Below are 13,233 nucleotides of genomic sequence, written 5' to 3' on the forward strand. Positions count from 1 at the left end.
GAGCAGAAAATAACGAGAGCCAGTCATAACTGTGGAATTCTGTAGTCTGCATAACATATCTTATCTGGATCCATTCCGTGTTACATCACGGAAGCGTTCGGCATAATACGAAACCGGAATCGGCATAACTCCTGTCAAGTCAAGTAGTTATCGAATCCGCAATGAGCGATAAGCCGAACGCTTCCGCATAACACGTTATGACGACGGTCCCGAATGTGTCTTGAGGATACAGTGTCGTTTGATGAGAGTCAAATTCAGGACCTCACCTGCACATTCAGACTCCGCCCCCCATGTCTACCGCTTCCGATCACTCGTCGACCCTCCTCAGTCGCGTCCGGGCCGCCTGCCAGCGAAAGGGCTATAGCTACCGCACGGAGCAGTCCTACACCCGCTGGATCGTCCGCTACGTAAAATACCACGATACCACGCATCCCCGCGACCTGGAAAAGGCCGAGGTTCGCGCGTATCTGTCCGACCTCGCCACCGAGCGGAACGTGGCCGCCTCCACCCAGAATCAGGCGCTCAACGCTCTCCTGTTCCTGTATCGGGACGTGCTCGGTCGCGATTGGGACGAGGTGAACGACTTCGACCGGGCGAAGGAGCCGGATCGGCTGCCCGTCGTCCTCACGCCGGAGGAGGTCCAGGCCCTTCTGGGAAACATGGAGGGCCCGAACGGGCTCGTCGCGCACCTGCTTTACGGGGCGGGACTCCGGCTCTCCGAGGCCCTCCGGCTGCGCGTGAAGGACCTCGACTTTGACTACGAGCAGATCCTCGTCCGGCAGGGAAAAGGGAAGAAGGACCGATGCACGCTGCTCCCCACCACCCTCAAAACGCCCCTTCGCCGCCAGCTCCGGAAGAGCCGGACGGTCTGGGAAGAGGACCAGGAGGCCGGCTACGGCACCGCGTCGATGCCAACGGCCTTGGAACGCAAGTCCCCAAACGCGGCCGACGAGTGGGGCTGGCAGTACGTCTTCCCGTCCCAGTTCCGGTCGGAGGACCCGAGAAGCGGCAACGTCAAGCGCCACCACCGGTCTCCCTCGGCGGTCCAGAAGGCCGTGAAGCGCGCGGTCCGGGCGACCGACATCACCAAGTCCGCCAGCTGCCATACGCTTAGGCATTCATTCGCGACCCACCTTCTGGCGCAGGGCACCGACATCCGCACCGTGCAGGACCTGCTCGGGCACGACGACCTCCGCTCCACGCAAATCTACACCCACGTGCTCCAGAACGGGCAGGCCGGCACACGAAGTCCCCTGGACGCCATCGCGTAGCGCGGAATGAGACGACCGGAGCGCCCTTGGAACGCGTTCTTTTGCGCTCGGTCTCCTTCGCTCCCACAAAAACCCGGCGAAACGCCCATACTCTACCTTTCGGGACGTCGGGTCGCTCCGTAGATTGGACGTACGCACTACCCGGGACGCCCAAACCAGCCTGCCTCTCTATGAAGGACTACCTCCAGACCCAGCTCCGCCGCGTCCTCGACACGTTCGAAGCCGTGCCGGACGACTTCGAGATTGAACTCGAAGCCCCGGACCGCCCCGAGCACGGCGACCTCGCCACCAACACGGCCCTTCGCCTCGGCAGCGTGCTCGACGACAACCCGCGCTCGATTGCCGACACCTTGGCCGAGCGACTGCGAGAGCAGGTCGACCCGGCCCGGATCCAGAGCGTAGAGGTGGCCGGGCCCGGCTTTATCAACGTCCGGTTCGCACAGGACTACCTTTTCGAGGGCCTCGCCGATCTGCTGGCCGAAGGGGACACCTTCGGCCAGACCGACGCTGGGGCGGGACAGCGCGCCCTCGTCGAGTACGTGAGCGCCAATCCCACCGGCCCGCTCACCGTCGGCCATGGCCGCAATGCCGTCCTCGGCGACACCATCGCCACCTTGCTGGCGTGGACGGGCTACGACGTGACCCGCGAGTACTACTACAACGACGCCGGACGGCAGATGCGCGTGCTCGCCCAGTCGGTGCGGGCCCGCTACGAAGAGATCGTCGCCGATGGCGTGCCGACCAAGACTCTCACGCTCGACGACGATACGACCGTGGAGGTGCCCGAGCGCTTCCCTGAGGACGGATACCTCGGGCAGTACATCGTCGACATCGCCGGGCAGGTGGTCGAGAAGCACGGCGCCTCCCTCCTTTCGACCGACTCCCTGGCCCCCTTCCGGGACGCCGCCGAGGACGCCATTCTTGCCGGGATCGAAGGGACGCTTCATCGTCTCAACGTCGAGATGGACTCGTTCGTCAACGAGCGCGACCTCCACGAGGAGGGAACGGTCGACGAGGTGCTCGACGGACTCGACGAGGCCGGCTATACCTACGAAGAGGACGGAGCCCTCTGGTTCGAGACGACTGAGTTTGGCAAAGACGAGGACACGGTCCTCGTGAAACAGAGCGGCGAGCCCACCTACCGCACGCCCGATATTGCGTACCACACCACGAAGTTCGAGCGTGGCTACGACCTGATGGTCGACGTCTTTGGGGCCGATCATCACGCCACCTACCCGGACGTGCTCAGCGGGCTCGACGTGCTGGGCTACGATACCGACAAGGTGGAGGTCGTGCTCTACCAGTTCGTCACCCTGGTGCGGGGTGACGAGCCGGTAAAGATGAGCACGCGGCGCGCCAACTACGTGACGCTCGACGACCTCATCGATCAGGTGGGGGCGGACGTGACGCGGTTCTTCTTCCTCATGCGCTCGCCGGACACGCACCTGAACTTCGACCTGGAGCTGGCCGAGGAGGAGAGCAAGAAAAACCCGGTCTTCTATCTGCAGTACGCCCACGCCCGCATCTGCTCCATCATCGACAAGGCGGAGGAGGTGGGCTTTTCCTACGAGGCGGACGCGGACCTCTCGCTCCTGACGCACGAAGATGAGATCGCCCTGATCAAGGCGCTGCTCCGCTTTCCCCAGGCGCTGCAGAACGCCGCCGATGCCCGGGCCCCGCACTTTGTGCCCAATTATCTTCGGGATGTGGCGACGGCGTTTTCGCAGTTCTACGACAACTGCCGCATCATCGGCGAAGAGAAGGCCCTTGCCTCCGCCCGGATGCACCTCGCCCTCGCCACGAAGACCGTGCTCAAGAATGGACTTACAGTCCTCGGCATCTCGGCCCCGCGGAACATGTGATCGTGGACGGGAGGAATTGCGGGACCGTCTGTCGCACGAGTGCAGCCCGCAGGAGGAGCCGGGAGGGGTCGACGATGGCTGCCCCCCGGTCCCGAAGCATCACTGAGCGACCGACGGATCATCGGTCGGGCGGTCGATAGCGGCCGCGTCGAGAATGGAGTTCAATTCCAGCATGGCCACTGCCCCGTCGAGCAATGCATCGAGCCGCAGGACCTGGTCGGAGTCGAGGACGACAGTCGGGTGCCCCTCCACGCGCAGTTGCCACCGGCAGTCCCGTTCACAGTGATAGACTTCGCTTGCCAGCGAGCACGTTGTTTCCCGCAGGGCAGGCACGTCCGACGGCTCCAGGACCCAGTGGTTGTTCCCAAGGACGAGCCGAACGCGGCCTTGCGACGTCCACTCCGCGGATCCGTGGTCGGTGGTGAAGAGGTCTGAGGTCTCAAACGAAGCAGGTGTCATAGAAAGCGAGGCGTGCTGCGAGTGGAGACTGCATCCGCCTATTTAGATCGAATGTAAACAAATAAGGTTTCCGGACTCGGAAACCGCGCCTGTAAAGGTTGAACAAAGCCTTGAACGCAACGAGTCCAAATCGCTTGGTACAGTGTCACGATTTTTATTCCGACCTGCCTTCCCCGCATGCTCCTACAGATCCACTGGGACGTCAACCCGACGATCTTCCGTCTGGGCCCCCTGGCGCCGCGCTGGTACGGACTGCTGTTCGCGCTGGGCTTCCTCATTGGCTTTTACCTGATGCGGCATGTTTTTCAGCGCGAGGGCAAGCCGGAAGAGGACCTCGACTTCTTGCTCTTCTATCTGCTGGGTGGAACCATCCTCGGCGCCCGTCTGGGACACATTCTGTTCTACGCCCCCGGCTACTACCTCAGCAACCCCGTCGAGATTCCGCAGATTTGGGAGGGCGGCCTTGCCAGCCATGGCGGGCTCATCGGCGTCGTGCTCGCCATCTGGATCTACTGCCAGCGGCGCGAGGGGCAGCCCTTCGTGTGGCTCCTCGATCGTCTCGCCGCCCCCGTGGCTCTTACCGGCAGCTTCATCCGGCTGGGCAACTTCTTCAACTCGGAAATCCTTGGGCTGCCTACCGATCTGCCCTGGGGCGTGGTCTTTGAGCGGGCGGCCCGTCTGCGGAGGGGCGTCGAAGCGGTCCCCCTTCATCCGGTCCAGCTCTACGAGTCCATCTGCTACGCCCTCACGTTCGTTCTTCTGTGGTGGCTGTACCAGCGGTGGGGGGCCGACACCCCTCGCGGGCTGCTTGTGGGGCTCTTCTTTGCGCTCATCTTCGGCGTGCGCATCGTGTTGGAGGTGTTTAAGCGACAGCAGATTCACTTCGGGACGCCTCTTCCCCTCGGCATGAGCATGGGCCAGCTTCTCAGCATTCCGGCCGTGGCGGTGGGCCTGTGGCTGGTGTGGCGGGCCCTCCGCTCGACGTCAATCTCCCCCGAGACCTCGTCCGCATAGCCGTGAGGACGGCCGCTTTTTCCAGGAGATATCTCCGTGGAGCAGCCCCCCTCCAGACAATCCCCAGACGAGGTGACGGGGAGGGAGGGCCTTTCATTTCGGGGCCACAACTGGTTCCTTACCCGTGCTGCCTCCTTCACGACTGATCTCCACGGCATGCTCCGGCACGTCTCTCAGCCCTGGTTGCTTCCGCTCCTCCTCGTGCTGCTCGTTGGCCTGTACATGGGGACCTCTGGCTCCCCAGCGCGGTCCGGCGCGGCGGCGGATACGACCGACGTCTTCATGTGGACGGGGGCCAGCAACGTGCTGGCTCACGACTCGGTGCTGTTTCGGACCCAGCTTGCGTTCGCGGAGCGGCAGGGCATTATCCCCTACGAGTCGGGCATCCACAGCCCGGCCGACCTTCGGCGCTTCCTGGCGGCCTGCCGCAGGGCTGGCATCGAGCGCACCTGGATCGAAATTGGGCCGGACAGCGGCGTCTCAGTGAAATCATTCGCGACCGACTCTTCGGCCCGCCGGTCTACCCTGGAGCGGTTTCGGGCACTGGCGCGGACGTACAAGGCCCAGAACCCGGCGGCTGCCCACGTCACCATTTTCGATGAGGCCCCGCTCGGCGCCTTCGATCCGGCCAATGAGAGCGGCTACACGGCTCGGGTCGAGGCCTTCCGGCGGTACGGTCCGAAAGCTTTCGCCCACATGTACCGCGCTTTCAAGAACGTTATGCCCTCCGCGCAGGTGGGCGTCTTTCTCCACCATCCCCACAACGCCTCGCGGGAGATGGCCGGCCCGCACACGTTCGTGGATTCGTTCATGGCCGCGGCCGAGGCCCGCGACGCGACGCCTGACTTTATCTACTCGGACGTGTACCGGGGCTATTTCAACCGTGGCTACGGGGTGGAGGCGACCAACGATTACATCACCGATGTCGTGCGGCACACGAACGAGGTGGCCGAGCGGTACGGCGCCGAGGCGCACCACCTGGGACAGACGCACACCATTAAGCTCGGGTACACGCCCAGTCAGTGGGAAATCGACACCAACGTGCGGGCCATGCTCCGCGGCACCCCGGACGGCCTGGGCTGGTACTGGCCCAATTATGCCTCGACGAACTACACGAAGGGGCCTGACGGCACGCCCCAGCCGGAGGGCTACGATGTGTCGTTCAATCCGTTCGTGCCGAACAGCTGGGGCAAAATGGGACCGGCCGGGTCGCTCTTCGCGACCTCGCGCGACCGGTTCGTGTACGCGTACCTGCGCCTGCTGGAGGCCACCGGTCGCCTCACGCCGTCTAAGCGATTTGACCTTTGGCTTTATGGCCACGACTTCGATCACGTGGAGCACACGGTGTACGTTCGTCCTGCGGGCAGCTCGACCTGGACGTTCATCGGGGCCATCAATCCACAGCGGGACCGGGAGGGGTACGTGGACGACGCCCGGTCCCAGTATATCTACTCGGCCGACGACCGCTGGCACGCCGTTGTCTTCCACGGCCTGCGCCGGGCGGACCTTCTCGCCGGCAATGCCGACGGGGGCGCGCGGTTAGAGGTAAAAATTGAGTCCCGAGCCGGCAGCGACACGTCCGCCCTCGGGGCGGTCTACGCGCTGCCGTACCGTGCTACGCGCCACTACGTGACCGAATCGAAGGCGACCTCCCTGATCGAACAGCAGCCCCGGTGGATGGCCGTTAACAGTATAGCCCACCACACGCGGCCCGTGCCCGACACTCTTCGGCGGGGCAGGTCTCCCACCTACACGCTCTCGGCCGATGCTCCCCTCGATACGGCCCGCATCCACTCGTGGCGGCGGCGTCTTTCGAAGTAATCGCCCCGTATTCGAGATGCCTCGTTCGTCCCACAGTCGGTTGCTTGCCCTCGTCGCCGTGCTGGGCACTGGCGTGCTTGTCCTGGGCACACTGCTGTTCGCTGTTGACGCCTCTCCGGAACGGACCTCGTCTCCCGGCGTGTCCTGGGTCCCCCCCGTCGAGGTGGCCTCTGGGGACGCCTATCGGGGGCCCTGGCGCATGAACGAGTCGGACTGGAATTTCGTCGACGACCCGACCGTGGCCCTCGCCGACGACGGCACCGCCGGCGTGGTCTGGACCAATCACGTCGAGCAGGATCTGTTCTTCCGCGCCTACGGGCCCGAGGGGACGGCGCGACAGGCGACGCCGGTGAACGTGTCCCAAACCCCGGACACCTTCTCCTGGCTCCCGCGTATGGTCTTCCCGGAAGACGACGCGGGCACTGTGTACGTGCTCTGGCAGGAGATCATCTTCTCCGGCGGGACACACGGGGGCGAGATCCTGTTTGCCCGATCGCAGGACGGAGGGCAGACGTTCAGCGATCCCCACAATCTTTCGACCTCTGAGGCTGGAGACGGGAAGGGCCGACTGACTGAGAAGCTCTGGCACAACGGAAGCCTGGACCTTGCCGTCGGCCCGGAGGGCGCGATCTACGCGGCGTGGACCGAGTACGAGGGACGCCTCTGGGTGCGCCGGTCCACCGACGGGGGCGCACACTTCTCTGATCCTCGGCACGTCACCGGGAGCAACACCGAACCGGCCCGCGGACCCGCCCTGGCTGTGGGCCCTGGGGGAGCGGTGCACCTCGCGTGGACTGTGGGCGAGGACCCGTCCGCGAACATCCACTACACCCGATCGCGGGAGGCCTGGGACGCATTCGCTCCTCCACGTACCGTTGCCACGAGCGATGGGCACGCGGACGCCCCGAAGCTTGCGGTGGACAGCACCGGAACCGTCCACATGACGTACGCCGAGAGCCCGACCGGCCCCCTCCGGCAGTATCGTATTCAGTATACCCGCGCTCCGGACGAGTCGTCTTCGTTCAGGACGCCTACGGTGGTCTCTTCTCGGCAGCCGGATACCTACGAGAGCGCCCACTTCCCCTACATGCGCGCAGGCCCCAGTGGGACTCTCCACGTACTTTGGGAACTCTACCGCGATTCCCGGGGCCGCCCGCGGGCGCTCGGGTACACCCACTTGCGCGACAGGGACAGTACGTTCGCCCCGGCGTCGGTCGTGCCGGGAAGTGCGGATTCAGAAAACGGCTTTAACGGAAGCCAGCAGGGCCTGCTCATGGAAAAGCTTGCCGTCAACGACGCGGGGGAGCTTGCCGTCGTCAACAGCACGTTCAAGCGGGGAGAAGCGAGCCATATCTGGCTCTACCGCGGGCAGGCTTCGGGCCGGTGACGCCACGTTCTGGAGCGCAAGTGACTTTACTTCATCACGTTGCGGCCTATGGATTGTCCAACGAGAGACAAAGCGAAGTCAGCGAGGAGCCCCGCTCGCAGAATACGACTCGCCGAGCACGGGGCTTTCCCGCTGCTTCCACGTACTAGCTTCCGAAGTCGGAAGGCAGAGGAAACACTTGGGGCGAGAAGCGGCAACACGAGGTAGTGCCATTTCGTATCGTGAGATCTTATGGCCGAGCCCTCCTCCGAATGTTGCATGATTAAGTGATCCCGATCCCGCCCGGTGCGGTCTACGGGACGCCTCCAACTTAAGCCTGTAGACCTCCCACCCGGGATTGAGGCCCCTGCCCGACCTCCTCCGTCGACGGTACTGGGGTTCCACTAGAACCGAGCACCACCCGCGGCTTTCTATGAGCGGCACTGACGACGCTGTTGCTTCGCGCCCACGCAAGCGCCTTGCTGTGTTTGCGGGGGCGTACAACCATATTGCCGACGGGGTGGCCCTGACGCTCAACAATCTGGTGGACTACCTCGAACGGCAGGAAATTCCGGTTCGCGTGTTCGCGCCGACGGTCGAGGATCCGGCCCTAGATCACGCCGGAACCCTGGTTCCCGTGCCGTCGGTCCCATTTCCCGGTCGCTCGGAGTATCAGTGCTCGCTGGGCCTGACGCCTTCGCTTCGGGCGGAGCTGAGGGAATTCAATCCCACGCTGTTCCAGATTTCTACCCCCGACCTTCTCGGCCTGCAGGCCCTGTACTACGCCCGATCCAGGGACATCCCGGTTGCCGGGACGTACCACACGCACTTCGCGTCGTACCTCAAGTATTACCACCTGGACCTGCTGGAGCCGGTGGTGTGGGCCTACCTGCGCCACTTCTACCAGCGATGCGACCACGTCTACGTCCCGACGAGGGCCGTGATGGACGTCCTCCGGCGCCGGGGCATCGAGGATGGCATGCGGCTCTGGCAGCGGAGCGTCGACACCGAACGGTTTCATCCAGCTCGCCGCTCCATGACGTGGCGGGACGCACACGGGATCGGCGAGCAGGAAGTTGTGGTGGCGTTCGTGAGCCGGCTCGTCTGGGAAAAGGGACTCGACACGTACGCCGAGGTCGTTGAGCGCCTCGAGCAGGAGGGGGTTCCCCATCGCAGCCTCGTCGTGGGGGACGGCCCCGCCCGTGAGGAGTTGGAGGACCGCCTCCCCAACACGGTCTTCACCGGGTACCTGCGCGGCGACGAGCTGGCCCGGGCCTACGCCTCCGCGGATGTGTTTCTCTTCCCCAGCGACACGGAAACCTTCGGGAAGGTGACCCTCGAAGCCATGGCCTCCGGGCTCCCCACGGTGTGCGCCGATGCGGCGGGCAGCCGGGACCTTGTGCGGGAGGGCGAAACGGGCTGTCTCTGCCCGCCGGGCGACGCGGACTCGTTCACCGACTGCGTGCGCCAACTCGTCCGCGACGGGGCCCGGCGTGAGCGGATGGGCACGGCGGCGTTCGAGCGCGCCCAGGCGTTCGCCCGGGACAAGATTATGGCACAGGTCGTCCGCCACTACGACGAAATTTTGGGGATCCGGGACGAACCGTCAGCGAGTGACGCCCCACGCGACTCCTCGGCCCACCTCACTGAGCAGAAGGGCTGAACGGCTGGGGCCCCCGGTGCGCTCTTCATTTCTGGCACTCATTCGACCCCTGCCATGGCTCGCGTGTCCGACGCGCTCCCCGACTTTTTCGTGCTCGGGGTTGCCAAAAGTGGAACGACCTCCCTGCACCACTATCTCCGGCAGCATCCGGCCCTCTATCTTCCGTACGTGAAAGAGCTTCACTTCTTCGACGGCGACGACGAACGATTTGCGTCGGGCCTCGATCGGTACCTCCAGTATTTCTCGGACGCCGGTCCCCGCCTGGTCGGCGAGGCCACGCCGTCCTACTTCCGACACGTCGAGGTGGCCGCAGAGCGTATGCGCCAGCTGTACGACACGGATCCGCCCCGCTTTCTGCTCCTCCTCCGCGACCCGGTGGAGCGGGCCTACTCCCACTACCTGCACAACGTCTCAGAGGGGCGGGAACCGCTCTCGTTCGAGGCGGCCCTCCGGACCGAGCAGGGCAATCCGGAGGAGCGTTGGGAGGAATGGAAAGGATACTTCGCCGACGGGGTTTACGCCGATACGTTGGTCAGATGGTTCGACACGTTTCCGGAGGAGCGCTTCCGTATATTGCTCTCCGCTGAGCTGAAGCAGGACACGGACGCTGCGCTGCGCAACGTTTTTCGGTTCCTCGGGGTGGACCCAGACGTTGAGGTGGACACCGACGCGCAGCTCAACCGAACTGGGGAACAGCAGAGCCGCGTCCTCGGAACTCTCCTCTCCTCCCTCCCCTCCGGACTCCGGACGCTGGCGGAGCGCTGGACCCCAGAGCCGGCTCGCCTCTGGGTGGAGCAGTTTGTCCGACGGCGGAGCACGGGGGACGCGTCGGACCGGCCCTCCCTCGACCCGGCACTCGAACGGGAGCTCCGAGCGCGCTACGCCCCCCACGTCCGACGGCTCGAAGCCCTGATCGATCGCGACCTCTCGGCGTGGCTGCCCCGCTCTAACCAGCGCAGCGCCGAACCCGAAGACCCGTCTGCCTGAAGAGGTCGCCGAGAGGACGATTCGCTCCCCGCACTTCAGATTGCTCTTGTCGCCGATGTCGTCCTCTACGGGTTCCTCATCCAGTGAGACCGACGCCGCAGAGCAGGTCTCCGTGGAGGAGCAGTCCAGCGCCGTGTCTGCGGGCCAGATTGTCACCTGGCTCCTCGTGAGTCTTCTTGCGCTGGGGATCATTGGCTACTTTACGTTCGATCCCGACGCGTTCCGCCAGACGGTACAGGAGGCGCGGCCGTTGCTGCTGGCGACCGCCGTGGTGATGGCGCTGTCCCGGATCGGCTTTGGTGGGTTGCGGCTGAGCTACGTGTCGCAGGGCCGTCTCGACCTGGCCAGCGGGACGCGGGGCCAGCTTGCCTGGTACTTTTTCGCGAACGTGACCCCCACCGTAATCGGAGGGGCCCCCGTAGCCACCTTCTACGTCGCCCGCGACGGGGACATCCCGGTGGGAGAGTCGGCGGCGCTCATGTTCTTCTGCATGCTTCTGAACTGGTTCTGGTTTCTGGTTGCCATCCCCCTTCTGGTCGGGGCCGGCTTCGCCGTCGATTTGCTCCCCGAAGCGGCAGGGGCCTGGGGATTTTGGACCCTCCTCGCCTGCCTCGGCGCCCTGTTTCTGTGGGGCATCGCGTTTACCTACTTCATGCTCGTGCGCCCGCGCCACCTTGTGGGGCTCGTCGACTGGTGCCTTCAGTGGCCTCTCCTCCGGCGCTTTCGAGACCGCGGCATGCGGGAGGTGCGCTCCTATTTTCGTCGGGCAAAGCGGCTCGGAACGCAATCCGTGTCGTTTTACGGATGGGGCTTCCTCCTCACGGCCATGATCTGGATCGCCCGATATGCCGTCATCGTCTTCATCGTGCGGAGCATGTACGCGGCGGACGTGCTTCTTCTCTTCCTCCGATCGGCCGCGACGATGCTCGTGGGACTGCTCATGGTGACACCGGGCGGCTCCGGGGGCCTGGAGGGATTGTACGCCCTCTTCATCGGTCCGCTCATGCCCGAGACCCTGATGGCCCCCACCCTCTTCGTGTGGCGCCTGCTGGACTACTACCTGTTCGTCGCCCTGGGGGCCTACCTCTTCCTGTATCAGATCCAGTCCCCGGCGTCCTCAACGGCGTCCTCCCCCGAATCGAAGGTCCCCCCTTCGTCGGAGGGCCAGGAGCCTACTCAGCCGCAGTCGGGCTGACCATCAGGTACAGGATCGGATCGCCGGTCCGCGGCACGTTCAGTCGAAGGGTCTCGCCCGAGGGCCGCTTCGCCTTGGCAAGGAGCGATCGGGCGCCGGACACGTAGTCGATTCTCTCGACGGTGTAGGCCCGATCGGCCCGCAGGCCCTCCACCCGCACCTCGATGCCGGATTGGCCCTGGCCCCCAAATTCGATGCCGGGCCGGTCGAGCCAGGCGGCCACGAGAATCCGTTCACCGACCCGAAACGGATACGTCGGGAAACGCACGGGCGGAAAGTGGTTGGCTGCCTGCGGGGTGTCATTGAGCCCGAACCCAACGGTCACTCGTCCGCCGTACGGACCTACCGAGTCGGCGCTCGTGACGAGAGTCGAGACGGTCTTCAGGGCCCGTCCCACGCGCGACACGCGGTGCGAGTCGGCCCCCGTCGCGAGCAGGTTGGTGCGACGGAGCATCCCTTCCTCGCTCGGCGTCTTCTGGGCGATATGGTACCAGAAGACCTTGTACTGGTCTCGGGTCCGCCAGCCATGCCGCAGGGCCCAGTGCAGGATGGGTAGGGTGTAGCGTGGCACCCACTGCGCGTAGGGCGGCTGCTCCCAGGGCTCGAGCGCCACGAAGCCGGCCGTGCCGGCCTCGGTGGCCGTGAGGCCTGCCTCTGTGTTCCAGACGCCCTCGATGCGGCCGGGGCGGATCCAGTTCTGGTAGAGGTGCTCGTACACCGGCATCATTGACGTGCCGTACGGCATGGAGTGGGGGACCACGTCGCCCTTCCCGTAGTGGACCGATACGATGTCGATGTGCTTCCAGGCATTGTGATAGTGAAGCCACCGGTCGAGGTCCTTGATGGCAGAGGCCGCGTTGCGCTGATGCCGCGCGGGCCGCTCCTCGGGCGGCCAGATGTCCATGGGCCACTCCAGGGTGTAGGACGGCGCCACGACCTTCCGCCCGTGCTCGTGGATCACCTTCGCCGCCGGGATGAGGAGGCGGTCGACGTACGCCTTGTAGTTCGTGTCGGCGTTCAAGAACCAGTCGATGTTCGGCTCATTCCAGATCTCGATGTAGTTGGCTTCGGGATGACGCTCAACGATCGCCTCCACGTAGTCTTTCCAGGCCGAGATTGCTTTTTCCGTGGGGGGATAGTGCCGCACGCTCACGGCGCTCGTGTCATCTTTCGTGGACGCCCAAGCCGGCAGGTTGCTGAGAACCGGCATCACCCGCACCTTGTGCGCCCGTGCCGACTCAAACAGGCGATCTGAGGTCGTGAAGTCGTACGCCGTGTCGGGGGCCGACTGATGGGCGTGCCACCGCACGCCGTTTCGGCTCCACCGAACCCCCACGTCGTCGGCGTAGTGCATGTCGCTGGCCCCTAGATGGACGGCCCCAAAGAAGTGCTCCACGAACGCGCTCGGCACGCGCTGGGCCGATGCGGGAAGGGAACTCGCTGCGAGCACGAGCAGACCGGCAACACACTTGGCGACTATAAGCAGGGGGTGACGGGGAGAGAGCATGATCTGTGCCGGAGATACTCCTAATAGAGGAAGCGGGCCTTGCGGAATTTCAGGAGGGACCCCGCTCGAGTACGCACGGATCGGTGCG

General features: G+C 64.8%; 10 protein-coding genes. 8 read left to right on the plus strand and 2 right to left on the minus strand.

Translation table 11 applies throughout. From position 1 onward, the window contains the following. Positions 1–290: 290 nt before the first annotated feature. Together ABEL04_RS11835 and argS are read left to right on the plus strand one after the other, a co-directional pair. On the plus strand, positions 291–1,271 hold the full coding sequence (locus ABEL04_RS11835; protein ID WP_375802600.1) for an integron integrase: 981 nt from the start codon (positions 291–293) through the stop codon (positions 1,269–1,271). Between the two features lie 170 nt (positions 1,272–1,441). Beyond that, positions 1,442–3,133 carry an arginine--tRNA ligase gene (gene argS / locus ABEL04_RS11840; protein ID WP_375802601.1) on the plus strand — a complete coding sequence of 564 codons (1,692 nt, stop codon included), beginning with the start codon at positions 1,442–1,444 and terminating at the stop codon, positions 3,131–3,133. A 99-nt stretch (positions 3,134–3,232) separates the two neighbouring features. Here the strand turns inward: argS and ABEL04_RS11845 are convergent, their stop codons facing one another. Next, positions 3,233–3,592: a citrate synthase gene (locus ABEL04_RS11845; RefSeq protein WP_375802602.1), complete on the minus strand. Its 360-nt coding sequence runs from the start codon at positions 3,590–3,592 to the stop codon at positions 3,233–3,235. Positions 3,593–3,769: 177 nt separating this feature from the next. On the opposite strand from ABEL04_RS11845, the gene lgt reads away from it, so the two are divergent. The 6 genes from lgt to ABEL04_RS11875 all read left to right on the plus strand — a co-directional run bounded on the left by lgt (position 3,770) and on the right by ABEL04_RS11875 (position 11,638). Continuing rightward, on the plus strand, positions 3,770–4,606 hold the full coding sequence (gene lgt, locus ABEL04_RS11850) for a prolipoprotein diacylglyceryl transferase (protein WP_375802603.1): 837 nt from the start codon (positions 3,770–3,772) through the stop codon (positions 4,604–4,606). A 156-nt stretch (positions 4,607–4,762) separates the two neighbouring features. Next, positions 4,763–6,427, plus strand: a complete 1,665-nt coding sequence (locus ABEL04_RS11855; protein WP_375802604.1) for a hypothetical protein — start codon at positions 4,763–4,765, stop codon at positions 6,425–6,427. Positions 6,428–6,443: 16 nt separating this feature from the next. After that, complete coding sequence (locus ABEL04_RS11860) at positions 6,444–7,814, plus strand: sialidase family protein (protein ID WP_375802605.1); 1,371 nt, start codon at positions 6,444–6,446, stop codon at positions 7,812–7,814. A gap of 412 nt (positions 7,815–8,226) precedes the next feature. Then, complete coding sequence (locus tag ABEL04_RS11865; RefSeq protein WP_375802606.1) at positions 8,227–9,456, plus strand: glycosyltransferase family 4 protein; 1,230 nt, start codon at positions 8,227–8,229, stop codon at positions 9,454–9,456. A 54-nt stretch (positions 9,457–9,510) separates the two neighbouring features. Beyond that, positions 9,511–10,443 carry a sulfotransferase gene (locus tag ABEL04_RS11870; protein ID WP_375802607.1) on the plus strand — a complete coding sequence of 311 codons (933 nt, stop codon included), beginning with the start codon at positions 9,511–9,513 and terminating at the stop codon, positions 10,441–10,443. A 55-nt stretch (positions 10,444–10,498) separates the two neighbouring features. After that, positions 10,499–11,638: a lysylphosphatidylglycerol synthase transmembrane domain-containing protein gene (locus ABEL04_RS11875; RefSeq protein WP_375802608.1), complete on the plus strand. Its 1,140-nt coding sequence runs from the start codon at positions 10,499–10,501 to the stop codon at positions 11,636–11,638. Here ABEL04_RS11875 and ABEL04_RS11880 read toward each other — a convergent pair. Further along, on the minus strand, positions 11,616–13,145 hold the full coding sequence (locus ABEL04_RS11880; protein ID WP_375802609.1) for a hypothetical protein: 1,530 nt from the start codon (positions 13,143–13,145) through the stop codon (positions 11,616–11,618). The genes ABEL04_RS11875 and ABEL04_RS11880 overlap by 23 nt on opposite strands. Positions 13,146–13,233 lie beyond the last annotated feature (88 nt).

The organism is Salinibacter sp. (assembly GCF_042218895.1).
GTDB lineage: Bacteria > Bacteroidota > Rhodothermia > Rhodothermales > Salinibacteraceae > Salinibacter.